Origin of the sequence: Microcoleus sp. D3_18_C4 (genome assembly GCF_036702355.1) — a bacterium.
Taxonomy (GTDB): domain Bacteria; phylum Cyanobacteriota; class Cyanobacteriia; order Cyanobacteriales; family Microcoleaceae; genus Microcoleus.
In genome coordinates this window covers 1-26089 of the sequence record NZ_JAUBTF010000019.1, presented here as the reverse complement: position 1 = coordinate 26089, position 26089 = coordinate 1, and the positions used below count along the sequence as shown (strand labels likewise).

The window sequence follows — 26089 nt, the reverse complement described above, 5'->3', positions numbered from 1 at the left end:
AAACTCATGGACAAAATTTGGGCATTTGCCAGCTATAATCTTTGGTCACAGTTTGCTCCACCAGTAGGGCAAGAATACTTCCACTGCGATATGAAGCGAGGTTTTGCTAGGGCACGACAGCGAGAACCTGGAGTCGCAGCAGTTAAAGATTTAGACAACACACCTCAACGAATTGGAATACTTGCACAGCAAGGAGTTTATGAATTTCATCAAAACCCTAAACTATTCTCCCGCAAAGGTGCTGTAGAGCAAGTTGCAGAAATTCTGCAATTAAGCCAAGAGTCAACTCCTGTTCAGGAACGAGTAATTATCATCCTGAGCAATTACCAGCAGCACCCGATTCTTTTAGGCAAGAACATCATTAAACTGAACCGAGGTGATGAGGGATTTCCCCAACCAATTATTCTGAAGCAGGGGAATTATCAGTTTAATTTCTTTGCGGCGATAGACTGCATTTTTGCCGAACCCGATGGAACCATACATATTTTAGATTTCAAAACAGGTAAATCTGAATTCGATCGGCGACAGGCATACCTTTACTTGCTAGCAGCCAGTTATCTCTACCCGTCTCAGCCAGCTATCGCCTCATTTTATAATTTGGAAACAGGCAAGCAGTCTGACCCACTCAAGGCAACGGCTGATACCCTACAAGCTTTCAAAATAGAAATGTCGCTAATTGCTCAACGACATCAAAAAGATTTGAAGCGTTACCGCGACGATCCGGCTGAGTTCGACATAATTTTTCCACCTAATCCTGGTTCTAACTGTTCTTACTGTCCCTTTAACTCAATTTGTGAATTTTCTTCTGTAATATTAGAGGTTGCCGCATGACTGCTGCTGTTCAAATTACCCCACAAGTCTCTGCTTCACCAACATATTTGAGCGAGATTTTCCCGCTGAGTATTTCTCAACCGAATTTAATCTGCTTTCGACTGACTCCTGAAGTAGATCGCAAAATTGGCAACCGATTTAGCTGGCGTTTTTGCCAAAAGTTTACTAATCAAGAATTTCCTCATCAGCTAGTTGCGATCTGGGAAGACAAATATTTTTGGGTTTTAGGTGAACCTAATCAACCCATGCCCACCAAAGAAAAGTGGCGAGAGGCACTGGTAGAAATTGAAGAGGAGTTGAGAGAAGATATTGGCGATCGCTCCTACTCTATCCAATGGGTACGCGAACCGGAGGTAACAGCTCCTATCCTTGCTCAATTAGCTGTTAGAATTTTGAAAAGAAGTTCAGAGTTCTCATCATCTGATACTGTTTGGTCTGAAAATCATGTTGAAGTCAAGCGTGAAGCTAATTTTTGGGCAGAAACTATTGAAGTGCAAGATGGTGAATATCCAGCTTTAGTTTTCACACCTCACAGCTACTTCGTTTACCAAACTACATTGGATGAATTTTACGAAAATCATCCATATAGGAACAAACCGAAAGAACTTTTAATAGGTTTGAAAGTTAGAGATCTTGAAAAGAAGAGTTTTGCTACAATTACTGCTATTGTAGGCCCAATTGGAGAAGGAGGACGCAGACAAGACCTCATCGATAAAGCAACAGGTGCACAGAGCAAACTAAAACTTGAAGAAGCACCAGACGATCAAGTTGTTGTGGCAGTCCAGTTTAGCAAAAATCCAAAAGAGTATCAGTATCCAATGTCTGCTCTGCGTCCCTGTGTCACAGAGGAAACCGCCGATCGCTTTGATGTAAAATATGGAGACTTACTCAAAGAGACTAAAATTCCCTATCAAGAGCGACAAAAATGCTTAACTTCATACAAGCAAAAAGCAGAAAATGTTTTAAAGGCCTATGGACTCAATTTAGGAGCTAAGTGTATCAACAGCCGTGATTACCAGTCCTTATTCCTACCAATTCAGTTCAAGCTTGAAGAAACACTTCTTGAATTCGGTAATAAATTCATTGGTAAGAGAGGTGAAGTTTTGAAAGGACTCTCTAAAGGTGGTGTTTATCGCCGTCACGATGAATATAGTGATATATCAAGAGCGATTCGCATTTCAGTTTTAAAAGTGGGGAATTTTAAAGTCAGCTCCTATCTTTTAGAAGAAGTTCAGAAACGTCTCAAACAGTATAAATTTGAAAGCCTCAGTTTGATTAACAAGAATACCAAAAAGATTGATGAGAGTAGAATTAAGATAGTTTCGATAGACGGCTTGAGTAAGGCTGAGGCTAAAGTTAGATTAGAACAAGCTATTAATGAACTAATGGAGATTCCCACAGATATTGTTTTGACTTTTTTACCTCAGAGCGATCGCAATACCGACAATAGCGAAGACGGCAGTTTTTATGCGTTTATTTCTTCGCAGTTACTCCGACACGGAAAAGCAAGCCAAGTGATTTATGAAGACACAGTACAAGATACTAAAAATCACGGAAATATTCTCAATCAAGTCATTCCAGGAATTTTAGCAAAGCTGGGAAACTTGCCATTTATTCTAGCTGAACCTTTAGAGATTGCTGATTATTTCATCGGTTTGGATATTTCCAGAACTCCCAAAAAGAAGGGAAGCGGAAGCTTGAATGTTTGTGCAAGTGTGCGTCTTTACGATCGGCAAGGAAAATTTATTCGCTATAGGCTGGAAGATGCTTTAACACAGGGTGAAGAAATTGATAAACGAACACTAGAGAGGTTTCTTCCGGCTGCTGACCTAACTAGAAAAACTGTACTAATTTACCGCGATGGACATTTTTGTGGTAACGAAGTCAAGTATTTACGCGAACGAGCAAAAGCAATTAGCTCTAATTTTATTTTGGTGGAATGTATCAAGTCTCAAGTTCCCCGACTTTACAACTTTGCTCAGTTAGCTTTAAAAGCACCCACAAAAGGTCTAGCACTTCGACTATCTGCATATGAAGTGATTTTGGTGACCACAGAAGTAAAGAATGAGAAGATGGGTCTGCCTTATCCCTTACGTTTGAAGGTTATTCCTGATGAAGGACAGGAAGTATCAATTGAAAGTTTAGTAGAAACAACACTTAAACTTACTTTATTGCATCATGGAGCACTTAAAGAGCCACGTTTACCCGTTCCCTTATATGGTTCTGACCGCATCGCTTATCGGCGGTTACAAGGTATTTCTCCAGGTGCATTGGATGGGGATAAACAATTTTGGCTGTAAGCCAGATAGCCATTCCACCAACCACTCTAACAAAACCCTACCAAAAACCAACTACATCACACCCGAAAATGCTCCGACTCTCCCAAACCCAACTCAAAATCCTCGAAGAATGCCCCCGCAAATTCCAACATAGCTACCTCGAACTACTCGCCACCACCGCCTCCCCAGAACACAAAAAAAAACTCACATGGGGAAGCCACTTTCACCTATTAATGCAGCAGCGAGAACTCGGACTTCCCATTGAATTCATCATCCAACAAGACCCCGAACTGGGACGCTGTGTGGCAGCATTTATCAACACCGCACCGGAACTTTTCGCCCATTCAGAAAATAGCGAGCGAGTTTTCCGCCAAGCCGAACACCCCCGCACCCTAATTTTCCAAGACTACCTATTCACCGTTATCTATGACTTGCTAATAGCAGAACCAAACGCCGCCCAAATTCTCGACTGGAAAACCTATCCCCGCCCTCAAAAATCAAAATGGATAGCCGAAAGTTGGCAAACTCGCCTCTATTTATACGTCTTAGTAGAAACCAGCGACTATTCCCCCGAACAAGTTTCCATGACATACTGGTTCGTACAATTGCAAGGAGAAGAACCGCCGCAAAAACTCACATTTTATTACAACCAAACAGAACACGATCGCACAAAACAAGATTTAACCCACCTATTGCAGCAGCTAACCGACTGGCGACAGCGCTATACCGAAGCCGGGGAATTCTTACCTCAAGTAGAAATTAGTTCCAATTTGTGCGATTCCTGTCAATTCGCCACTCGCTGCAACCGCACACAAAACACAAAAACTCCCTCACCAGATATTCTCGCAGAAACTCCCACAGATTGGCTACCAAATCTTGCTATAATCGATGAAATATTTATTTAATTCAAATCTTGTACTATGCAACTATTAGTCGCCCGGTGGGGGCGGGTTTATAGATATTGTGAATGTGAATGAAAGATTCTTGGTGAACCCGCCCCTACAGAAATTAATGAAATAACTTATGACAGAACTACTTCAAAATTTGCCAACTCAACCCCTATCCCAACCCCCAGCTTGGCTGATCCAAGCTGTCAGAAACCATGCACCAGAACTCCCCGGAAACTATGCCGCTGCACTTCTTTGGTACAGAGGAATTCACAACCCCGAACAAATACCCGGTTTCTTAAATCCCCAACTTTATCAACCCGCAAGTCCCTTTGAGTTCGGGCTAGAAATGAATTGGGCGATAGAAAGAATCCAGCAAGCACGAAACAACGGCGAAAAAGTCGCAATTTGGGGAGATTTCGACGCCGACGGTATTACATCAACCTCGGTACTTTGGGACGGACTGGGAGAATTTTTTACTCAAAACGCCCAACTAATTTATTACATTCCCAACCGCTTAACCGAATCTCATGGACTCAATATCGCGGGAATAGATGCCTTAGCCAAATCTGGAATTAGCTTAATTATTACCTGCGATACAGGAAGTACAAATATCGCCGAAATCGAATACGCCACCAGCTTAAACATCGATACAATTATCACCGATCATCATACATTACCGGACGATCGCCCGCCAGCTACAGCCATTATCAATCCCCGCTACTTCCCCCCAAACCACCAACTATTTAACCTCTCAGGAGTTGGAGTAGCCTACAAATTAGTTGAAGCATTATATCACACATTACCGGATATTCCGCAGCGCCCGATCGCAGATTTATTAGAATTAGTAGCGATCGGCTTAATTGCCGATTTAGTCCAACTTACAGGAGACAGCCGCTATCTAGCACAAATCGGCATCCAACAACTGCAAAAACAAATCGCAAATCCCACCCGCCCAGGAGTTGCAAAATTGCTCGAACTGTGCAAAAGATCGGGCGATCGCCCAACCGACATTTCCTTCGGCCTCGGCCCCCGAATCAACGCCGTCAGCCGCATTCAAGGTGACGCCAGCTTCTGCGTAGAACTCCTCACCAGCCACGACAAAAAACGCTGCGAAGAATTAGCAAATTTAACCGAAATTGCCAACTCCCGGCGCAAATCTTTACAAAAAGATGTTGCGAAAGATGCCGCCGCCAAATTAGCCAAACTCGACCTTTCAACTACTAGCGTCATCGTCCTCAGTGACCCCCAATGGCCCGTAGGTGTATTAGGATTAGTAGCGGGACAAATCGCCCAAGAGTACGGCCGCCCCGTGATTTTATTCAGCACAGAAGGAAGCGAAGAAATTAATGAAAATTCCACGGAAATGCAATTTGCCTCCTTATTAGATTCAGAATCACCAACACTTTCCCCATCCAAAATTGCCAGGGGTTCCGCCCGTTCCGCCAATCAAATAGACCTTTACCAATTAGTCAAAGGTCAAGCGCATTTATTGCACAGATTTGGCGGTCATCCTTTCGCTGCCGGATTGAGTCTCCCCGTTGAAAATATCCCCCTATTTACCGATGCGGTAAATCAGCAACTGCGACAACAATACAGCACAGATAGTTTAACAGCCGCCCCCGTTCAAGCTGACCTAAAAATTACTGTCTCCGAATTAGGCAAAGACTTATTTCAAGAACTAAAATTGCTCGAACCTTGCGGCATGGGCAACCCCGCACCCAAATTGCTGATTGAAAACTGCTGGTTTGACAATCTGTGGAATCAAAAAATCAAGGATTTGAAAGGGCAAAAAGTAGAATATCTTAAAACAGAATTTACAATTAGGGATGAATCTACCGATATGGGATTTCCCGGCATTTGGTGGGGACACAATCAAAACGAAGTTCCCCAAAGCCGCTGCGATGTCACCGTTGAACTCGATTTTAATACTTACAAATCGCGGTATGAAGTGCGCCTCGTAGCAGTGCGGGAACGCACGGAAGACAACCAAATAAATTCCCAGACTCAAATAGATTGGATTGTAGACTGGCGCAATAGAAATAACGAGGAAGAGTTGTTAGGCGCTAGCACAAACTTAGAATTTCAAATGCCGATCGACAATCTAGTTTACAATTCCGAAAAGGTCGATCGCGAAAACTCGATCGTCCTCCAAGAATGCCCCGCAAGCTGGGACGAACTGCGGATCTGGTTTCGGCAAGCACAGCACACTCAGAAAAAACTTGCGATCGCCTATACTTTACCCCCACTCGCACCCCCACAGCAAATCTGCCAACAGCTAATCGGCATCGCCAAATACCTCAGCCGCACCAACAAACCCGTCACCAGACAGCAACTCCGCCAAAAACTCGGCATCAGCGACACATCCCTGCAACTAGGATTCAAAACCCTAACATATCTCGGTTTCAAAATCAATTATCGCGATCGAGCTTTCCACATCACCAGACAACCCGAAACCGCACAGCGTCAAGACGCGCCCGATCAAATCCCCAAACCCTTATTAGATAGCCAATCCCTTCAATTCTCAGTGCCAAATTCCCCGATTGCTGCCCGTTGTGCAGCGCAATTCTTAGCAGCCGTCTCCGAAGAACAATTCCGGCGGAAATATTTCTGTGAAGTACCCCTTTCGACCATTGTGTCGATCGCGCGAGAAACCGTTTTCCAAGAAGATTCTATAGCAATTCCCTTCTAACTGAGATATTGCACCATTGTTAAGAACGGAATCTCCGGCCCGTTCCACTCATAAGATAACTTTGCTTATGGGTCACACACGCTGTTACCACTGGTGGGGCTGGCTTTTGGTCCCCTGAAGCGAGAGAAATTTTTGTGGGTCTGGCTTAAGAGGTCTATTCCTGACACGGCGGCCACATCTCAGTTCTAAGAAATATCTTAGTTCTGAATTCATCCCGATAAAATAAGGCATAGGGCAATGCGAGTTATCCGTTGCGAGTCAGGCCCAAAACTCATAACTCCTAACTCACAGCCCAAAACCCAAAACTCCCCACCGCCAAACTCGCTCGCCCATCTCCCATTTAAAACCCCTATGCTTCTGTGTCCCCGCTGCCAATTTGAAAATCCCAATCCAAACAAGTTTTGTCAACAGTGCGGAAATTCCCTAATTTACAAACCTTGCCACGAATGCGGTGCCCAAGTCGCTTTTAGCGCCAAAGAATGTCAGAATTGTGGCGTCGCAACAGGTCAAGTGTGGCGGGCCATTATCTGCGGTCGATCGAATTTTCCAGCAGTCGAACCACACGAGTCAACCCTACCCCCAGCCGAATTTCCCCAAACACCAGACATAGTTCCAGAAACCGCATCGCGCCAAAACTCTCCTGAAGCAATCACAGACGCCATTAAAACAGAAATTACCACCCCAGCCGAACCCCAAACAGCAGTCGAACCAACTTCTCCACAGACCGAAGTCGCCGAATTCAGCAGCGCAGAAATAGACGCTGTGGTAGCCGTGGGGGCGATCGCACCAGCATCCTTTCAAACAAAAGAAAAAATCTCTACTACAGCACCAGAGCGCGAAATCACCCCATCTGAGCAGAATTTTACAACCGCACCACAGCCTAAACAAATCCAGGAAGCAACCGAGAACCCCCACAGCCCAAACATAGCTGACACCTCCCCTCCATCTCCAGAAGTCCCCATCCCCAATTCACAATATTTAATCCCTTCCCAGCCAGCCGGAGCTTATTTAGACACTCAGCAGCGCTACCAACTCCTAGAAACCGTGCCGCCGAGAAAACGCTCAGACACAGTAGAAGTAACAGTATTGGACTGTCAGCCGCTAGAAATGTCACCCCTCAAAGCCATGCTAGCAGCCAACTCTGCCAGCGTCGCCAGACGAACATCCCCCTATACCGCAGCAATCAAAGGCGGAGAAAATTCAACCAATCCCGCCTTAGCAGAGCTTTGCCAAGGCATAGCTGAACCTTATCTGGCACTCCGGTGGCAATTCTCTCAAAACCTGCCAGTCATTCACGATAGCTGGTCAGACAACGAACAGGCAGTCCTGCTGCTAGAAGACTGTTCCCAATGGCCGCTGCTGGTAGAACGGTGGAGTCAACCGGAAACTTCCACCCAGCAAATTTTATACTGGCTGCACGAAATGACAGAACTCTGGGCTGCCCTAGAACCCTGGCGCTGTCGGCAAAGCTTGTTGGAACTGACAAATTTGCGAGTCAACCCCGACTCTTCCTTTTCCTTAGCTTCTTTGCGGCTGCAATACCTCTATCCCGAACCCGCCGGATCAAACCTGCAACTGGTAGATTTAGGGCAATTGTGGCAGGTGATATTTAGCCAGTCCGATCATCATCGCACTCAGTTTGGGGGCTTGCTCGAACTGCTGCAACAAATGTACAGAGGCGAGATTAACACAATAGAAGAATTGCGATCGCGCCTAGAAACAGTTCCCCTCGAACTCCAACCCGCACCTTCACCAAGCTCAACCCCGACACGCAGGCATTACCGCAGCCCCGACGAGTCGCCCCCCGAGGTGGGCGAGGTCTTAACCCAGCCCATGCCACTCCAGATTTACAGCTTAGAAGACGCAGGTCTCACCGATGTTGGCCGCACGCGCGACCACAACGAAGACTTCTTCAGCATCTGGACTCAGCTCAACAAACTCGAAAGCTCCTTCGGTCGGATTTTTCAAACCAAAGGGCTTTACATTCTCTGCGACGGCATGGGCGGACACGACAGCGGAGAAGTAGCCAGTCAACTAGCGGCTGAAACTCTCAGAGAATTCTTTCAAACCCGTTGGGAAAATCAACTACCTCCGGCAGACACCATCCGCGAGGGAGTGCTGCTAGCCAACAAAGCCATCTTTGAAATCAATCAAAAGGACGGACGCTCCGGCAGCGCCCGCATGGGCACAACTCTAGTCGCAGTCTTAGTTCAAGACACCCACTTCGCCGTTGCCCACGTCGGCGACAGCCGCCTCTACCGACTGAGAAAGGGACAAACCCTAGAAAAAATCACCTCAGACCACGAAGTCGGGCAGCGCGAAATTAAGCGCGGAGTTGACCCGGAAACTGCTTATGCTCGTCCCGACGCCTATCAACTAACTCAAGCCCTCGGCCCGCGAGACAGTAATTTTCTCAAGCCTGACGTGCAGTTTTTAGACTTGTGCGAAGATACCTTATTAATTTTGGCTTCCGACGGTCTGACAGATAATGATTTGTTGGAAAGTCACTGGCAGAACACTCTCGAACCCCTGTTCAATCCCCAAGCTGATCTCGACCAGGGAGTTACCCAGTTGATTGAACTGGGTAACAAACGCAACGGTCACGACAATATCACGGCAATTATCATTCGGGCGCAGGTAGGCGCATTTCGATTTTAGAATTTGGATGCTGCCAACTTTTTCAACGGTGGCGCCTTCCCCCTGTGACGGCCTGGGTTAAACCTGCAATTCTTGCAGAGAAAAAAAACAGCTTCTGCCGTTTCCGGGCAAGGCTTTACTGCTCGCTCTGTTCTTAGGTATCCGGTGTTAAAACAGCTTCGGTTTGAGTGATAAAAAACTGATTACAGACCCATACTATTGCAGACAAGCTGTAGAGTACCAACCATTTATCCGTAGCTTTAATTTTGAGACTCTGTTCAGGGAATCTACCGGAAAAAGTTGCTTGAGAGTAAGTGGATTCATCATATTTGAAAGAGCTTTCACTTACAAAAATAGTTGGTCTAATGAAAAAAAATCAACTAAAATGAAGTGAGTCTGCAGGCTGGCTAATGCGAAATCTGTTTTATACTCGATCGCTATCGGGGCAACGTGGGAAGTGTCAGCTCTACATATATATGTGGGGCTGACATCACCATCTGCTGCTACATCAAATTTACGTAAAAGTTTAGCGATTGTTTACCTAGTTTTTGTTGTTGCAATTTTTCAATTGATAGACTGTGTTTTAAGGAGCGATCGAGCCTTCAGAAAATTTCTGGATAATTGTTCGCAAAAAACTATTTATAACTTAATTGTTTATGAAATCTTTAATCATAATCAGGATATTATAAAGTTTTCGTGAAACTAACCTGTGAAGCTCATAAGTAATTTTTAATTTCTAATTTTTCAAAGCCCTACGCCCCAAATTTGTAAATTCCCGCCAACTCTCACTGCCAAATCAGGGAGTTCAACCACATCAATCGAAAATGCTGCTGACTCTTTTAGATCCAGAAAAACAGACCCCCCTGCAACAGTGGAGTTTCGAGAGCGAATCCATTATTCGCATCGGCCGCTCTCCTGAAAATCACGTTGTGATCCCCAATGCTCTAGTGTCGAGGCAGCATCTGGAATTGCAAAGAGTTAATAGCGTCACGTCGAGTCAGTGGTATTTAGTCAATTCCGGGACAAATGGGACTTTGGTTAACGGTATTCTGATGTCTCAGGGTTGGATATCCGATGGTGCCCTGATCCAGTTGGCGCGGGGCGGCCCAATTCTGCATTTCCAAGCTATTACTATTGAAGTCGGCGGCAAGATTGAGGCCAACTCCACCGTCAATCTCGTGGCACCGAGGTGTACCCACGCGGGAAACCCGCCGGGGAATTTATTCTGCATCCACTGCGGCGAACCGATTAAAGTCGATCGCACGGTGCGCCACTACCAAGTGCTGCGAACTTTGGGCCAAGGCGGTATGGGGACAACGACTTTAGCCTGGGATCGAGATAAAGCCAAAGCTCAACAACCCGGAAGTTCCCCCGCAGCTTCTCTGGTAGTTCTCAAGGAAATGAATGCTGACATGGCTCAAATAGTCAAAGCTCAAGAACTGTTTGAACGTGAAGCTAAAACTCTCAAGGCCCTCCACCATCCGGGAATTCCTCAGTTTTTTGACTTTTTTGTGGAAGGGGGGAAAAAATACTTGGTGATGGAAATGCTCCACGGCGAGGATTTAGAAAAACGCATCTACAACCGCGGGCCTGTTGCTCCCCAACAAGCAATAGAGTGGATGATCCAAACCTGTGAGGTTTTGGACTACATTCACTCTCAAAAACCCCCGATCGTCCACCGGGATATTAAACCTGCTAATTTGCTGGTGCGCCACCGCGACAATTGCATTACAGTGCTGGATTTTGGAGCCGTTAAAGAAATCGGCACTCCACCAGGGACTCGCATCGGCGTTGAAGGTTACACCGCACCAGAACAAGACCGGGGACAGCCTCTACCTCAGTCGGATTTATATGCTATTGGGCCTACTTTGATTTTTTTGCTGACGGCCCAAAGCCCTCAAAACTTTTACGGGAAAATAGCTGGAGGTTACGGCTTTAAGCTCGAAAATATTCCGACGATCGCCCCCAAGCTGCGGGACACCATTTTGCGAACCACGGCAGCTAAGCCTGGGGATCGCTTTCAAACTGCTCAACAATTAGCTCGAGCTTTAGCCGGTTCCCTGTAACAAAAGTCAGAAGTCAAAACTCAAAAGCCAAAAGTCAGAATTTATTAGGAAGAGGGCAAAGGGAAGAGGGAAGAGGGAAGAATTTAGCAACGGAAATTTATGAAAGAAAATTTACCCCATCGCCTCGAATTTTCTCTCCGACACCCCAGTCCTCCGTCTCCTCTGTTATTCTTCGTCCCAAGCTTCTACAGCTATCAACTCGCTCACGGGGTCTTGCATAGAAAAATCAAACTCTAGCAATTGCTGTTTCCAGTACGGCCATTCGTCGCCGTAAAGCAGAGCAATTTTCCAAATACTGTCTGTGGGCTTGATAATGTCAGACGTGACGAGAGAATGCACCTGACGCTGGAACTTAACCATCGGCTGTATCACCTTCTGGCTCATAATACCTCTTGAATTGTTTAAATCTTGTGTAATTACCACTTCCCAGCGCACACTCTTTATCGCAGTTTCGCCAAGAACAGTTTAGCCAAGATACGTGTAGATTTTAGTCGGGAAGCTACATATTCAACTTGTATCTCAACACTGTTCGTTTTGACAAGGCCCTATAAGCAAGACTGAATAGTCAAGACCGACTTCAAAGAATTAATCATCTGTGAAATGTCGCACTGTATGCTGTCGATCGGCAGTGGAAGGTTTGCCGCCTCAATTGTTTCCACATAGTAGCATATGCAAGGGCTGCGCTCGGCTTGTTCTGGAAAAGGCTGAGTTTGCGTAGGAGAAACTGCAACTACTGCGCTTTCGCTGCTACAGCGTAATTTCCGCTTTCCTGCGGGTAAACCACACCTGTTTCACCTTCGACGCTGGGTTCGCTGTGAGAGTGGGATGTGAACTACATAAACTGATTATAGCTCTACTCACCGCAAAAGCGATCAAAAATTGTTGGATACTGTTGATCGCCACCCCTAAATGTCGATCGAACATTCAAAGGCGACAGCAGACCGGGCGTACAAGCAAGTTCCAAACCCATCGTCCGTCCTGATTGAGTCAATCTCAAATCTCAAATCTCAAATCTCAAATCTAAAATTGTATGACTTGGACAAGGCGACACATTCTCACTCTGGCTGATTTTACCTCGGACGAATACGATACGGTGCTGCAAACTGCAGCCAGTTTTCGGGATGTGCTCGGCCGCCGCACGAAGAAAGTGCCGGCCCTGCAGGGTCAAGTGGTCGCGAATTTGTTTTTTGAACCTTCTACCCGGACTCGCAATAGTTTTGAGTTGGCGGCGAAGCGGCTGTCAGCGGATACGCTGAATTTTACCCCTGGAAGTTCTTCTCTAACGAAGGGGGAGACTATTCTGGATACGGCTAAGACTTATCTGGCGATGGGAACGGATTTGATGGTAATCCGGCACGAACAAGCTGGAGTTCCGAGCACGATTGCTTCGGAAATGGATCGCTTGGGTTCGAGAGTCAGCGTTCTCAATGCTGGAGACGGCCAGCACGAACACCCATCGCAAGGTTTGCTAGACTTATTTACTATTTGTGCTCTGTTAGATACCGAACGTCCGCGGCTGGAACTTTTAGCGGGTAAAAAAATTGCTGTGGTGGGGGATATCTTACATTCGCGGGTGGCTAGGTCTAATATTTGGAGTCTAACGGCTTCTGGGGCAGAGGTTCATTTGGCCGGGCCGCCAACTTTGCTACCGCTGTTGTTTGCTGAGTGTGGCGATGGTAGGGAAGGCAAATTATTTTTGCATTGGCAGCTTGAACCGGCTTTGGCCGATGCTGATTTTGTGATGACTTTGCGGCTGCAAAAGGAACGGATGAGCGACCATTTGCTGCCGAGTTTACGAGAGTACCATTCTTTGTACGGGATTACGCGCGATCGGCTGAAACTTTGCAAGCCGGATGTGAAGGTGTTGCACCCTGGTCCAGTTAACCGCGGCGTGGAAATTAGTTCGGATTTGATGGACGATGCCCAGTTTAGCCTGATTTCTCAGCAAGTTACCAGCGGCGTGGCGGTGCGGATGGCCTTACTTTATCTAATCGGCGGCGGTAAAGTTTAGGCTGTTAGTTGTTAGTCATGAATTTCGGATATTCGATTATTTTCAGGATCGATCGCCTCTTTAAAATAATCGTTACCCAGTATGGCCGGGTAACGATTAAAACTCTTTCTAGAAATGTAAAGTGCTCTAGTTAAGAGTTAGGAGATCCAGGACGCAGACACCCAGCCACCGCCTTTGAGTTGGGCCCAGCCGTTTTTGTAACGACCGGTCAATTTGACGTGATCGCCATAATATAACTTGCCGATTACATGAGAACAGCTATCGGGGCGGTTGCGGATATTCAGTCGGCCGCCATTCGTAACAACTTTGGCGTAGTTGTGATGGCCGTGATGGGCGCGATGGCCACAGTGTTTGCGGTAGCAACCTGCGGCCTGGGCTTCGCCACCGACACTCAGAACAGATAGAGCTACTGCCATACCTGCAACGCCTATCCATGCAGAATTAGGAATTTTCAAGCCCAGTTGGTCTAACGACTTGACTTGGAGTTCGGACTCTGGAGATTCATAAGCAACAAAAGAGTGGCTCAAGGCTAGTGCTTCCATAGTTTCCTCGTGATTGTTGTTAACCTTTCTTGGTGCAGACTCAGGTCAAAACCTCAATTAACAGCCCAAATTATTAACTTATGTTTCATAAAAGCCACAAAAGGGCGTTAAGGTCTTGCTTTTGCCGAGTATTGGCTAATGTTCCTGAACCCTGCACAGGTATATCATGTCATTTATGTAGCTTTCCGGAACAAAAAAATAAATAAAGTTTACATCTGCTGCTAAAAATTTTGCCGACGCGGATCAGAACTCCGGGCAGAATTAAACTTAACTGTGTCATTAAAAAGGGAACGAAGTTATCGATTGGGGTTGGGAATTGCTTGTACTGAGTTGCGAATGACACTACTTATTTTGGTACTTATTTATTGAATTGCTACAGCAAGATGGGCAGTTAATTCGATCGAACAAGCATCCGGCTCGTCTTCAAGCACAATCTTAATTTGCTTCGGGTCAGTCATAGTGTAGCCGATCGCACTCGTGCAGAAGTTCGGGGCGATGGCGCCGGGCCCTGGGCCGTGCTACAAGATGGGTCTCAAGATTAGTCGCCCTATGTCCCCGACAAGAATGCAAGACAAATCCATCGCGACTTGATTTGTGTCAAGATCAATTAACTTCTCCAGCACCACTTCTTTCGCAATGAACTCCTTCGCTACACTTTCGATCGGCACAATTCCTCAACGCCATGCATCAGACAGCTTCGCCATTACCTTAGCGCCGTTGTCTGTAGAGGAAATATACGCTTTGGCAGATGACCCCGCGAACGGAGCCGTGGTAATGATGAGCGGTACAGTCCGCAACCAAACTGACGGTCAAGCTGTAGTTTCCCTAGAATATCAAGCCTACGAACCGATGGCAGTGCGAGTATTCCAGCAAATTGCTACTGAAATCCGCCGCCAGTGGGCCGAGGTCAATCGGGTCGCCATTCACCACCGTGTCGGACACTTGCAGGTGGGCGAAATCAGCGTACTGGTGGCTGTTGGCTGTCCCCACCGGGACTCAGCCTTTGCAGCTTGCCAGTACGCCATAGATACGCTCAAACACAATGTACCGATTTGGAAAAAGGAACATTGGGCTGACGGTTCTAGCAGTTGGGTTAGTATTGGAGCGTGCGAGGTTGTCGGGCATTAGTCAAGGGATTTAAGATTTGAGATTTGAGATTTGAGATTGCAGAGGGGAACTTGTTACGATCCCCTAACGTCAAAAAGTGTGGAATGTTCGATGAGCCAATTCCACCGATGAGCGACTTTATTTCCGTGTCCTGGTCTGCGGTTGTGGCGACCGTTCAAAGAGTGCAATTGCCAGCCGAAAAACTCTCTAATTATGACTTGGTGTTGCGGTGTCAGGAAGGAAATCGACCTGAGACCACGGCCTTTTCAGAACTGTTGAAGCGGTATCAGTCCCACGTAGACAGGGTTCTCTATCACTTGGCCCCTGACTGGCAAGACCGAGCAGACTTGGCTCAGGAAGTGTGGATTCGGGTCTACCGCAATATTAACCGTTTGCAAGAGCCTGTTAAATTTCGGGGCTGGCTGAGCCGCATCGCCACTAATTTGTTTTACGATGAGTTGCGGAAGCGCAAACGGGTGCGAACTCCGCTGTCGCTGGACGTACCCCGTACTCTGGAAGATGGCGAGGTTGATTGGGAAATTCCGGCAGACAGTCCGGGGCCTGATGAAGATTTGACGACTAGAGAATTTTACGACCAGTTGCGGGTGGCGATCGCAGATTTGCCGGAAGTATTCCGCACGACCATTGTTTTAAGAGAAATAGAAGGTTTAGCCTATGAGGAAATAGCCGAAATGACCGGAGTTTCTCTGGGAACTGTCAAGTCGAGAATTGCTAGAGCTCGCCAAAGATTGCAGTTGGAATTGCAAAAATATCTCGATGGTAATTAGCAAGAGTAATTTCAGAGGCGGGTTAAGAAGATTTGGTGAGGTTTGCTGTGACATCAAAACTTCTATTTTAAAATATAAATAAGCAGTAAATCATTCTAATAGCGAGTGCGTGATTCCCCAATTAGAGCAAGTCGGAAATTATGAATGGTAACTTTGAATCCGATAAAAATCAGAATCTGCAGGGTGTGGGGGATTCACTCGCTGAAACTCAAGTTAACAACAATTATGCCCAGGGCAATGTAACTACTATGATGCGCGATCGCTTTGAATTGCTAAGTGCCTACCTCGACGGTGAAGTGACGGCGACAGAACGCCGGCAAGTTGAGGAGTGGCTGACAAATGACCCCACTACGAAGCGTTTGTACTCGCGACTGCTGATGATGCAGCAGAGCTTTCAGGCAATGCCTGTGCCTGCTGCACAACAATCGGCCGAGGAGTTGGCGACGAAGGTTTTGCAGCGGGTGGAACGCAAGCCGAAACAAACTTGGATTTTGGGTGGAGGTGCGATCGCAGCTTTGTTGATTGCGGTGGTGTCTGGTGTCGGTGGCGGCCGCCAATTGTTTGCTCCTCAGTTTGCTCGATCGCCCGTTCCTGCTGAATCTGACGGTTTGATTATGGCTTTAAACGAGCCTCTGGTGGAGATGGTTAATCCCAACGATTTGATGCTTGGGGTGAATGCACCGATCATGGATATTCCCAAAGTTGGTGTAGCAACCCCTCAAAAGTCATTGCCAAAGGCGCAGTAGAATTTCTGTTTTGATCAATAACGCAAGTTGCTAAGCTCCCTAAAAAAGGGGGCTTTTGCCGTTTTTCCCAGTTTTTCAAGGTGGACAGATCCTTTGACACTTTCCTGGCTTTGAATGACGAATTGTGGGGCGATCGCATCTTAATATCGGAGTAGGTAGCGAGTGGAATTAGAGCGGGCGATCGCACTTGTTACCGTTTTTTTGGATATTTGCGATCGGCAACAGCAATGTCTCCTCAATTTCCTGCCGCACAACAGGAGATACATTACAACCGCTATTGAGGCAATATACCAGCAATTTATTAGCATCGTAATACTTCCTCAGCAAGGACTTCTGCTGTTTGCTAAATTGCCAATCGTGACCTATATTGCGATAGGAAATTATGATTTGTCTTAATTCCCTAGTCCAAACTTGTCCGTTAGCTTGCCACCATTCCCTAAATATTTCCTTGTCACCATCAGGGTGAGGGAGTTGTTTCTTAAGTTTTTGCAGTGCTTGCATCAGTTCAGGTTCAACAAGAGGGACAAGAAGAATGTCGTGGGCAAGACTAAGGGCTGGGTCAATAGCACCGTCGAGTACAGGCAAAATGGCAAGGTCAAGAACAAGGTCAAGGGTAAATTCAACAGCAGGGTCAAAGGTATGTTTAACGGCAAGGTAAAGGGCTGGGTCAAGGAAACGTTCAGGGTGACGATTAAGAGCAAGCTTAAGGCATGGAAGAAGGGAAAAGTAAAAGAATCTTACTGCCGCAGGTTTGTACGGAAAATCAACAGAAAGGGATTTTTGGTTGACCCACAGTAGGAATTGCTGTAACTGCTCATCCTTAGCGATCAGCCCATCAACTTGCTGTTTGATTAACAGCAACAAGTCATCAGCTTTTTGCAACATCCCAACTGCTAACAACAAAACTTCTCGCCAACGCTTCTCTGTCAGGTGACTGACCAGTTTTCCCAAAGCTTGTGGAGCGGAATTATGAACTATTTCTGTAGCAGTCAAATACTCTTGAAATGTTAGATGAGAAAACGAATAAATCCCTCTTGCCCTCTCCACTAATAATCCATGTTGTGCCTCGATCGCCTTCAGGACAACCTCACTATCCATTTCTAACTGAACGCGGTCAGTTGTGGCATCGGGTAAGTTAGCCAGATAGTCGGCAATCAATTGCTGAACAGTATTTTTTTCAAAAAAATAATCGCCATGCTCAAAAGTAATAGCTGCCACAAAAGCAAGTAAATGTTGTTTGCGGGAAAAATTCAAATCTCGATAAACTTCATCCCGTTGAATGCCTCTGGTTTCATCCCATTTTCTGAGCATAATTTCCATTCCTTCCTCATACAACTTGGCTCGGTTGGATGGAAAATCAGCTTTGGCTTGGAATACTAAACAAGTCAGATTAAGCAAAATTGGCGTTACTGCCAGTTCTCTGATTTGCTGATTTTTTTGCAGTTTCAGCTTCTCTACAAATTGAGATGCTAAAGCTTTCCCTGCCTCCATATTCTGGGAAAAAGCGACAAACCAATTGCTCGCAAAGGCAGCGGTTTGATCGCAAGTAAAATCCGCTACCTCAACACAGGTAAAGGCTTCGTCGTGAAATCGGTACTTAGCAGCGGCAATTCGACAGGTAATAATAAACTGATTGTTGTAATACTTTTGGACAAACTGACGAATCTGTCTGACGACTGCATCGCTATCAGATTCTGGCACTTCGTCTAAGCCGTCCAATAAAATCAAACCTCTGCCTTGACTGAGTATGAATTCTGTTTGCGAGCGCCCTTCTACTCCGCAACTGGCAAATTCGTCGCTGATATATTCTAATAAGTCAAGATTAGGGATTTCAGCAAAGGTTTTCAGAGGGATAAAAATCGGTATTTTGTTGGCTTCAAATTTTGCGCGATCGCACTGAATGGCGATGTGTTTCAAAAAAGTTGTTTTACCGGAACCAGGTTTGCCGAGTACCATCAATTTAGAGTGAGATTTCACCGCATCCAATCCTGGCACTCGTTTCTGGCATACTTTACCTAATCCCAAGCGGTTAAAGTTATCCGCATCTGGGTTGAAGTCTCTGAGTAAATCGCGAATTTCTCCCGGCTGCCAACTGGTAATTTCCTCCAAAATGTTGACTTCAACGTACAGGTTGCTGACATCAACAGGCTGTGCAATATCCAACAGTTGCATTTTGCTGTAAAGCTGTTGGATTTTGGTGTGGCATTTTTGCCGTATTTCTTGCACTAAGGAATCAATGTCTAAATTCCGTGGCTGCGGATTTTCTGGTGGAGGACGATCGACAATTTCTTCCCAATTCAACTGCAAAACGGTGCAGAAAGCCTTGAAAGCATTGGCTTTAATAGGTTCTTGTCCTCGTAAAAAACGCCTCCAAGTTGGCAGCGACAGGCCATCGGCATAGGGCCCGGCTTCTGTCCAAGTTCGATCGGGTTCTAATGTTTGACTAGCTTCTACTAACCATTTGGGGTCTTCTATAGTCGAGCCCCTTTCTCTTCTAGCTTGCCTAATTTTTACTAATCCCTCCTCAGAGGCTTTGAGGGTCGTCATTATATAATTTACTTCTCTAATTGTCAATGTCTGTTTTCGCTCAGTTTAGCGATCGCAAACTGAGTTTGTCAAGACCCCAGCAACAAAGAGAAAATGATCCTGACAACAACTGCACGACCTACGGCAAAAGTCAGGCATAAATCATGCAAAATTTATTGTTCAGAATGCCACTCTTTTTTGTAGGCGAACAACACCCATTAAATGATGACAAAGGAGGGAAACATGAGAAATAATGCAGAGGAAATACCGTCAGGTGGGATAGGTATAAAACTAATTAGCAAAATTGCAGATGAGCTAAGTTATACCCGCACTTCTGAGGGGCGAAACTGTCTGTTAATTGTGAAATATTTTCAGCTTGATCTAATGCCAACCCAACCTACCACTCAGCTTGGTTATTTTAAACAGGCAATTCATGTTTTGAATGCCTTTAATTTGCCGTTTCACAAACAACGAATTGGTTCATTCCATAGAAGTTGTCACCAGCAAATTAAAACAATTAACCTTCAACTAAATACTGACCTCAAGAGTGTTGCTCAAGTTTTATGGTGGGTCGAGCAGTTTTTTTTAGACTATCTACGCATTCCCGAAGCAGTTTTGCAGCAGTGCAAACTTGCTACGATCGAAGGGTTTACGAATGCTGTTCGCCACGCCCACAAAAATCTGCCCTTAGAAACTCCGATCAACCTTGAAATAACCGTATTTAACGAACGCCTAGAAGTCAACATTTGGGATATGGGAGAGCCTTTTGACCTCCAAGCCAAGTTGATTGAAGAATTGCCAATTATTTGGAACGACCTGGGCTTTACTCTTGACTAAGGCACTTCTGAAAGTGCCAGCTTTCCATTGACAACAGAAAGGAGCTTTTTGGTGATGATTACTGATAATACTGCCAAGATTTTAGTTGTGGATGATGACCCATCCATCCGCAATTTAATTCATCGCTTTTTAAATCATAAATATCAAGTATATTCGGCCGTAGATGGCGAGACTGCTTTAGCATTGTTTGAGAAAGTAAAGCCACTGCTAGTAGTTCTTGATTGGAATTTGCCGGATACTACAGGCTATCATCTCTGCCAGGAAATGCAGCGCCGTACTAATGCTTTTGTGATCATATTAAGCAGCCGCACAGACGAAGCTGATAAACTTAAAGTCCTTTCTGCAGGCGCTGATGACTATATCTGCAAACCATTTGCTCTGGCCGAGTTGGCAATTCGTATAGAAGTTGTGTTGAGACGCATGAGGTCTGTCACTTGATCGCGTATTGTATTCGATCAATTCGCGATCGATTCAGCGCGTCGGGAAGCAACACTCAACGATCGCATTATAAAGTTAACAGGCTTGGAATTTAAGATATTGTATTTTTTGGCAAGTCATTCCGGTCAATCTTGGAGTCGCCAACAGCTAATCGAAAACATCTGGGGGTGGAACTGCCACGACACAGGAGAAAAGCAACTTGTTAGCGTAAATATCGGTCATATTCGCAAGAAAATGATTCAAGTTGATGCTACTGGATCGCAGTTTATTAAAACTATTCGGGGTTACGGTTACAGGTTCGAGCCGCCTTCGCCCACTGCAATGGCACTTTCCTAAGCTCATCGGCATTAACCACTTTATTTGGTGAAAAACCTATTTTCCCACCTGCCGTCGGGCAGCCAGATGCCTCCTAGGGAACGAACGCGATCGGGTAACATGAAGTAAGCCCAAGCCGTGCCTAAAGGTTTGAGGTGTCGATCGAAGATTTCGATTTCCTGCCGCTGATATTCGTTTTGTGTCGGTTCCCGCAGCGGATGATAGTCTTCCAATCGGTCTAAATCGTCCAAAATAGCCGAGTTTGCGAAACAGAGGAGAAAACCGCAGACTTTGCCATCTCCGGCCATCATCGCAGGATAGCCGATCGGCAGCGCAAAAAGTTGACCGCGGGCGATCGCGGGGCAAGCATCCACAACTTTTCCTTCGCAGTAGCGGAGGTAGTTGGACTCCCCCGGTTTGAGTGTGCCGTAGACAAAGACTTTCATCGGGTAGGGCTTAACCGCTAGTTTTTGCTAACATAGATGGCTAAGCTAATAGTTTAAGTCTCGCGGGCGATCGCGACTGCAATCTTGATAAATTTCGTTGTTTACCCTTTCTTATAATTCATGACTCTAGCAGTTAGTTTTATTGATTTTGGACTTCGGCCTTTGTACTTGAGCTCTTTTTTGCCGTCCCTGCCCCTGGACAGCTTGTTTTCGACTCAAGGGATTATGGTGATGCTGCTGGCTGCCTATGCGGGGGCGATGTGGATGTTTCTCACCAGTGCTCCGAAGGTACACACGGTGATGGTATCGGATCTCGGACAAGCGAGGGAGTTCTATGAAGGTATGCTAAACTTGCCAGTAGCAGAAGTGCCGCTGCACTACTACTACAATTACGAGCAAACTTTGGGCACAAGTGGTATCGATCCGCTGTATTTGTCGCCGAATGTCGGGAGGGCAACGACCTCTCAAACGCTGGGGAGTCCCGAGGGTTTGTGGTATCAGTTGATGAAAAATACCCAACTGCACATCATTAGCGGGGCCGGTGCAGGGGAAAAAAATCGCCAGCGTCACGTTTGTTTCGATCGCGATTGTTTGGATCAGCTATTGATGAGGGTACAAACTCGCGGCATTAGTTATAAAATTCGCCGGGAAAAGCCTCTGAATTTTTTGGTCAAAGATTACGATGGTCGCGTCATTGAAATGTCTGAGGTTAGTAATTAAGCTGACAGGCAAAAAATTTTAGATATAGAAATCCGGTTTCTCCCAGAAAGCGGGTTTCTAAAGCTACTAGTTTGCCAGTCATTGTTGCTATGACTTCTTCGTCTCCGTTACAACTTAACTAAATCTTTAATTTCTCCCAAACATTGTTTAAAACCGAGAACTTGATTCAAGAGGTAAAGCAGATGGGACAGACAAAATTAGTCGATCAGTTTAATCAAGATGGATATGTTAAGCTCCGGGGCTTTTTTTCAGAAGCCGAGATGAGAATACTGATCGAGGATATTAAAGAAGCCGATCCGAAGCACATTGACAATAATCTGAATAAAGGAAGCTTAACTTTTCACAGTCAGCTATTCCAATACAGTGAAAAGATCCAAAACTTCATCTCTCAACCCCGACTTGTGGAACTGCTTGCACAATTCATTGGTTCAAATTTCTGGGTGCGGTGGGATCAGGCAGTAGCCAAAGGACCAGGAGCAGAAACCTTTCCTTGGCATCAGGACAATGGCTATAGCAACCTTAAGGATAATCACTATCAACTGTGGATTGCACTTACGCGAATGACCCCCGAAAATGGTGGGCTGTGGTTACAACCGGGCAGTCACAAAAAACGGCTGCCGCACAAAGTTGAAGGTAACTATGCTGTGTATGATGGAACTCCTGACAGTCCACTCTTCATTGAAGCAGAAGCGGGGGATATTGTTTTGTTTTCCTCGCTGACACTTCACAGTACCACACCTAATGTTTCCCAGGAAACCCGCTGGGCTTACGTGATTGAGTACATGTCCCTCAATCACGTCGATCCTTCTATCAAACCACCCTATTTTGTGGTTGCCCGTAACGGTAAATCCCAGCCAGAGTTTGTTAATCTTCATACAGGTTTCCTGAACCCCTGGAATCATTTGAAATACGTTGGTTATCGCTGGAATCTCAAGCAAATGTGGCCAAGCAGGCTGAAACTACTTCTAAAGAGAGCAGAGTTGGTAGGAAAGAAGTAATACCAATTCTTACTGTACCCTCACTAGGTGAAGCCCGAACGTACTTCGTAAGTCATTCGTACTTCACCTAGAACCCTAGAAGCATTAGGTTGATTTAACCGGATTTGATATCACTTAGTTATTACTTCAACGCCCGATCGCTCTAATTCTATATCTGTCAAAGAGACTGCTTTCCGGCTGAAAATTTGGAAGTAGAGAGAAACAAAAAACTCTTTGACTGGAAAAACGATAAAAGTCAAGGGATTAATTGTCACGATGATATTCCGGGCATCGGCTTTAGCTTGTTTGACAACTTGCTGCGCTACCCAGTCGGGAGACATGATGCCGATCGGGTTTAAGTTGCTTTTAAATGGCCCTAAAATCAGTTTGCGAACGATGCAGGGCGCGTCCAGCCGCCGCAGGGTGACTAAATCTCCCAGGGCGCGCTTGCTGAGTTCGTACAGGGGACTGACAGCGGGAATTACTTCTGCTTCGGAAGTGTTGATCCAGACTTCTTTGCAAGCGATGTTTTCGTTAGTGCGGACTGTTAAGAAAAACAGTTCCATCAGCCGCCACGCGGAAAAAGTGTTAATTTCATAGGAGTTTGCGATCGCCTCTCCTGTTCTTTCTCCGTGTACATTAATCCCGTGATTGATTACGAGAATATCGATTTTTTCTAACAATTCTGCTAAATCTGCCTCTTGACCTATTTGCCAAGTTACGGTTTTTACAGGTAAATTTTCGCCGTCTACATCCAAAGTAATTGTTTGATTTCCCGATGAGAGGGCGATCACTTTTGCACCAGCTTTGTGCAGGTGTTTGAGTAGCAAACGCCCTAAAGTTCCCGATGCACCGGTGACGGCTACAGTTTTGCCTTTGAGAGAAAGTGCTGTACCCATAAGTTTATCTATTAAGGTGAAAGTACCGCAATAGTAAGCATTTTGATTGTCGAAGTGATGCCGCCAGTGATAAGGCTTATTAACTAACCACTTGCCCGGGGGAGTCAGAAAGTCTCCCGGTTGGTGGGTGATGTCGGTTAATTCGTCTGCGCCTTTGATGCCGCACCCGCGGGCGATCGCGCTCAACAAAAAGCCTAAAGTATAAATACAACCGGCTGCTGCACCCCAGTGGTATTGCGGCAGCCGAAAATAAGCTACAACCCACAGCAACAAGCCCAAAACCATCATCGCCGCACCTTCGGGTACGTCGTGACGCCAGTGTGCTTGCTTGTAAATTGTCTCGCTGACGGGGGTCAAATTCGGGCGGAAAACGCGGTGATGCCAAGTGTGCAGCTTTTGCAGGGGTGCCCAATAATGGGACACGACGTGATAAAAGTCTCGTATTATTTCTGCCCAGCAGACAGAAGCTATTGCCACAGCGCCGACTATCAAGTAATTTACCATGCTCGCATTAGTTTGAAATTTGAGATATTAGAGATTGTCTGTTTTGAAAGATAACTCAAAATGGCTTTTATTGCTAGTCTGGAAGTTGACTCAGGCGTTTTAAAATCTGCAAAACGCGGTACAATTCATTGCCGGGATTGGAAATAACAAATTCAGCCGATCGCGCATACTGGGGAGTTTCGCCTCTAACTAACTTGACAAAATTGAAGTTAGCACCTGTAGAAATCATGCCAAAAGTAGGAGTTTCAGGATTGGGATCTGCCAGCATATATGTCAGGAGTTGTGCGAGTGCTTCGTCTGTTGAAAACGAAAGTTGTTTGGATTCTATTACTGTCACCCACAAGTTTGCTTTCATAATTAGGATATCTATTCTGCCTTCGATGATTCTGCCTTCGTCTTCCTCTTGAATGGCGATCGACTTTTCGGCTTTGACTTGAAAAGGAGACTCATACAGACCGGCAATAAACAAAATAGGGCTGATGATTGTTAGCTTGACTGCATTTTCCAATACAGGCGGGGTGTCTACCAAGTTGAAGTATATGTCTTGGACGCGATCGAGCAATTGTTTTTCTGAGTCTGTTACTTCGGGTAAGTTTTCTTGCCATTCTCGGAAAAATTCGCTGTTGCGAACTCGCTGCAAGCCGAAGTTATCGATGAGATAGCGGAGGTTGATATCTCTTGCTTGAAGTTTTTGCATAATGATTAATAACGGCTGTTAGGGTTGTTAATAAGTTTAGCCGAATTGAGATTGTTAACCGCAGATGAAGGCAAATGAACGCAGATGAAATTCCGAGTAAGTTAATTTTGGTGAGATGTCTGTTTATGGGGATTTGCGATCGGCAGTTTGCTGTTTTTGGGCTGCTTGCATTTCCAGCAATTGCGGCACGGTTACAAAACGATATCCCTGCTGTTTGAGTTTGGGAATAATTGCAGATAGTGCCTTGACTGTTTGCTGGCGATTGCCGCCGCCGTCGTGCAACAATACGATCGCCCCCGATGTCGCTTGGGATAGCACGGTAAGGGCGATCGCAGCGGCCGGAGGTTGCAGAAAGTCTTTAGGATCGATCGACCACATCACCACTACATAATTTTTCTTTTTAGCGTAATTTGCCAAACCGTTATTTAAGCGACCGCCGGGAGGGCGAAACAAGAAACTTTTTGCCCCAGTCGATCGATAAATATGAACCCCAGTATTATCTATTTCATCTGATGCTGTTTTTTCCGTAACATTGTGAGAATAGTGATGCCAAGTATGGTTGCCGATCGCATTTCCCGCTTGCACAACTCTTTTCGCAATTTCTGGATACTCCCGCAAATCTGCACCCAAACAGAAAAATGTACCCACAACTTGATATTTCTGCAAAACTGCTAATATTTTCAAAGTTTCAGGCGACGGGCCATCGTCAAATGTCAGGGCGATAACTTTTGAGTTGTTAATACTGGCTTTATAAACAATTTGGCTGCGAAATTGCGCGGGCGGTGCGAAGACTAAAGGTTGTTCGGGAGGTTTGGGAGAGGGAGTTGCGGGGGGAGAATGTGGTGTTTTTTGTTTGGGAGGTTTCAGCAGGTTTGGTGGGGGATTTTCAACGGGTGCGATTTGTTGGGCGAGCGAATTTGAGTTTGCAGTTTGTCGCGTTTCAGAAATAAGGGAAATTAGGGCGATCGATCCGATTAAAAACAATATTTTTAGCGCCCATTGACTGGCCAATTTGGTACTCATTTGCCACAGCATTTATTTCTGATAATATAACTCTGGCTTACAGCTAAGCTGTTGTGCCTTTAAATAGGGTATAATAAAAAATTAGTTTAGTCAATTTATACAAAAATGCCAGCTAAAAACC

At 45.6% G+C, this 26089-nt stretch carries 23 protein-coding genes; 15 read left to right on the top strand and 8 right to left on the bottom strand.

Annotation, left to right across the window (positions count from 1 at the left end; all coding sequences use genetic code 11):
- The first annotated feature begins 6 nt into the window (after nucleotides 1-6).
- The 6 genes from QUA90_RS12035 to QUA90_RS12010 all read left to right on the top strand — a co-directional run bounded on the left by QUA90_RS12035 (nucleotide 7) and on the right by QUA90_RS12010 (nucleotide 11392).
- Nucleotides 7-831, top strand: a complete 825-nt coding sequence (locus QUA90_RS12035) for a PD-(D/E)XK nuclease family protein (RefSeq protein ID WP_333445665.1) — start codon at nucleotides 7-9, stop codon at nucleotides 829-831.
- On the top strand, nucleotides 828-3131 hold the full coding sequence (locus tag QUA90_RS12030) for a Piwi domain-containing protein (RefSeq protein ID WP_333445663.1): 2304 nt from the start codon (nucleotides 828-830) through the stop codon (nucleotides 3129-3131). Before QUA90_RS12035 ends, QUA90_RS12030 begins: the two co-directional genes overlap by 4 nt.
- Nucleotides 3122-4015, top strand: a complete 894-nt coding sequence (locus QUA90_RS12025; RefSeq protein ID WP_445300106.1) for a PD-(D/E)XK nuclease family protein — start codon at nucleotides 3122-3124, stop codon at nucleotides 4013-4015. Before QUA90_RS12030 ends, QUA90_RS12025 begins: the two co-directional genes overlap by 10 nt.
- A 118-nt stretch (nucleotides 4016-4133) precedes the next feature.
- Nucleotides 4134-6689, top strand: a complete 2556-nt coding sequence (locus tag QUA90_RS12020) for a DHH family phosphoesterase (protein ID WP_333445660.1) — start codon at nucleotides 4134-4136, stop codon at nucleotides 6687-6689.
- A gap of 351 nt (nucleotides 6690-7040) precedes the next feature.
- Nucleotides 7041-9347: a serine/threonine phosphatase gene (locus QUA90_RS12015; RefSeq protein WP_333445659.1), complete on the top strand. Its 2307-nt coding sequence runs from the start codon at nucleotides 7041-7043 to the stop codon at nucleotides 9345-9347.
- An 803-nt stretch (nucleotides 9348-10150) separates the two neighbouring features.
- The gene (locus QUA90_RS12010) at nucleotides 10151-11392 is read left to right on the top strand and encodes a protein kinase domain-containing protein (RefSeq protein WP_333327450.1); all 1242 of its coding nucleotides are present in this window, start codon (nucleotides 10151-10153) and stop codon (nucleotides 11390-11392) included.
- 165 nt (nucleotides 11393-11557) lie between these two features.
- Here QUA90_RS12010 and QUA90_RS12005 read toward each other — a convergent pair whose 3' ends face one another.
- On the bottom strand, nucleotides 11558-11776 hold the full coding sequence (locus tag QUA90_RS12005) for a DUF4327 family protein (RefSeq protein WP_193973492.1): 219 nt from the start codon (nucleotides 11774-11776) through the stop codon (nucleotides 11558-11560).
- 469 nt (nucleotides 11777-12245) lie between these two features.
- The gene (locus QUA90_RS12000; RefSeq protein ID WP_333327447.1) at nucleotides 12246-12383 is read right to left on the bottom strand and encodes a hypothetical protein; all 138 of its coding nucleotides are present in this window, start codon (nucleotides 12381-12383) and stop codon (nucleotides 12246-12248) included.
- Between the two features lie 39 nt (nucleotides 12384-12422).
- Here QUA90_RS12000 and QUA90_RS11995 point away from each other — a divergent pair, with 39 nt between their 5' ends.
- Nucleotides 12423-13403 carry an aspartate carbamoyltransferase catalytic subunit gene (locus tag QUA90_RS11995; RefSeq protein WP_333214740.1) on the top strand — a complete coding sequence of 327 codons (981 nt, stop codon included), beginning with the start codon at nucleotides 12423-12425 and terminating at the stop codon, nucleotides 13401-13403.
- 137 nt (nucleotides 13404-13540) lie between these two features.
- On the opposite strand, the gene QUA90_RS11990 is transcribed toward QUA90_RS11995, so the two are convergent.
- A complete protein-coding gene (locus QUA90_RS11990; RefSeq protein ID WP_333445656.1) occupies nucleotides 13541-13945 on the bottom strand; it encodes an SH3 domain-containing protein in 405 nt (134 codons plus the stop codon).
- Nucleotides 13946-14581: 636 nt separating this feature from the next.
- On the opposite strand from QUA90_RS11990, the gene QUA90_RS11985 reads away from it, so the two are divergent.
- The 3 genes from QUA90_RS11985 (at nucleotide 14582) to QUA90_RS11975 (ending at nucleotide 16586) form a co-directional block, all read left to right on the top strand.
- Nucleotides 14582-15073, top strand: a complete 492-nt coding sequence (locus QUA90_RS11985; RefSeq protein ID WP_333445654.1) for a molybdenum cofactor biosynthesis protein MoaE — start codon at nucleotides 14582-14584, stop codon at nucleotides 15071-15073.
- Nucleotides 15074-15180: 107 nt separating this feature from the next.
- Nucleotides 15181-15840, top strand: a complete 660-nt coding sequence (locus QUA90_RS11980; RefSeq protein ID WP_041622468.1) for a sigma-70 family RNA polymerase sigma factor — start codon at nucleotides 15181-15183, stop codon at nucleotides 15838-15840.
- A 140-nt stretch (nucleotides 15841-15980) separates the two neighbouring features.
- Complete coding sequence (locus QUA90_RS11975) at nucleotides 15981-16586, top strand: zf-HC2 domain-containing protein (protein WP_333445652.1); 606 nt, start codon at nucleotides 15981-15983, stop codon at nucleotides 16584-16586.
- Nucleotides 16587-16754: 168 nt separating this feature from the next.
- On the opposite strand, the gene QUA90_RS11970 is transcribed toward QUA90_RS11975, so the two are convergent.
- Nucleotides 16755-19133, bottom strand: coding sequence for an NACHT domain-containing NTPase (locus QUA90_RS11970; protein ID WP_333445650.1), 2379 nt, complete (start codon nucleotides 19131-19133; stop codon nucleotides 16755-16757).
- A 363-nt stretch (nucleotides 19134-19496) separates the two neighbouring features.
- On the opposite strand from QUA90_RS11970, the gene QUA90_RS11965 reads away from it, so the two are divergent.
- From QUA90_RS11965 to QUA90_RS11955, 3 genes are read left to right on the top strand one after another with little or no spacing between them, the layout of a single operon-like run.
- Nucleotides 19497-19949: an ATP-binding protein gene (locus QUA90_RS11965; RefSeq protein WP_333445648.1), complete on the top strand. Its 453-nt coding sequence runs from the start codon at nucleotides 19497-19499 to the stop codon at nucleotides 19947-19949.
- Nucleotides 19950-20003: 54 nt separating this feature from the next.
- Nucleotides 20004-20387: a response regulator transcription factor gene (locus QUA90_RS11960; protein WP_333327431.1), complete on the top strand. Its 384-nt coding sequence runs from the start codon at nucleotides 20004-20006 to the stop codon at nucleotides 20385-20387.
- A 6-nt stretch (nucleotides 20388-20393) separates the two neighbouring features.
- Nucleotides 20394-20723, top strand: a complete 330-nt coding sequence (locus QUA90_RS11955; RefSeq protein ID WP_333389349.1) for a response regulator transcription factor — start codon at nucleotides 20394-20396, stop codon at nucleotides 20721-20723.
- A 20-nt stretch (nucleotides 20724-20743) separates the two neighbouring features.
- On the opposite strand, the gene QUA90_RS11950 is transcribed toward QUA90_RS11955, so the two are convergent.
- Entirely contained in the window at nucleotides 20744-21148 is a 405-nt protein-coding gene (locus QUA90_RS11950) for a gamma-glutamylcyclotransferase (protein ID WP_333327428.1), read from the bottom strand.
- A gap of 120 nt (nucleotides 21149-21268) precedes the next feature.
- Here QUA90_RS11950 and QUA90_RS11945 point away from each other — a divergent pair, with 120 nt between their 5' ends.
- Nucleotides 21269-21868, top strand: a complete 600-nt coding sequence (locus QUA90_RS11945) for a glyoxalase-like domain protein (protein ID WP_333327426.1) — start codon at nucleotides 21269-21271, stop codon at nucleotides 21866-21868.
- Nucleotides 21869-22050: 182 nt separating this feature from the next.
- The gene (locus tag QUA90_RS11940) at nucleotides 22051-22866 is read left to right on the top strand and encodes a phytanoyl-CoA dioxygenase family protein (protein WP_333445646.1); all 816 of its coding nucleotides are present in this window, start codon (nucleotides 22051-22053) and stop codon (nucleotides 22864-22866) included.
- Between the two features lie 110 nt (nucleotides 22867-22976).
- Here QUA90_RS11940 and QUA90_RS11935 read toward each other — a convergent pair whose 3' ends face one another.
- The 3 genes from QUA90_RS11935 to QUA90_RS11925 all read right to left on the bottom strand — a co-directional run bounded on the left by QUA90_RS11935 (nucleotide 22977) and on the right by QUA90_RS11925 (nucleotide 25968).
- A complete protein-coding gene (locus QUA90_RS11935) occupies nucleotides 22977-24248 on the bottom strand; it encodes a bifunctional sterol desaturase/short chain dehydrogenase (protein ID WP_333445645.1) in 1272 nt (423 codons plus the stop codon).
- 73 nt (nucleotides 24249-24321) lie between these two features.
- Complete coding sequence (locus QUA90_RS11930) at nucleotides 24322-24945, bottom strand: restriction endonuclease subunit R (RefSeq protein ID WP_333445643.1); 624 nt, start codon at nucleotides 24943-24945, stop codon at nucleotides 24322-24324.
- Nucleotides 24946-25068: 123 nt separating this feature from the next.
- Entirely contained in the window at nucleotides 25069-25968 is a 900-nt protein-coding gene (locus QUA90_RS11925) for a polysaccharide deacetylase family protein (protein ID WP_333445642.1), read from the bottom strand.
- Between the last annotated feature and the right edge of the window lie 121 nt (nucleotides 25969-26089).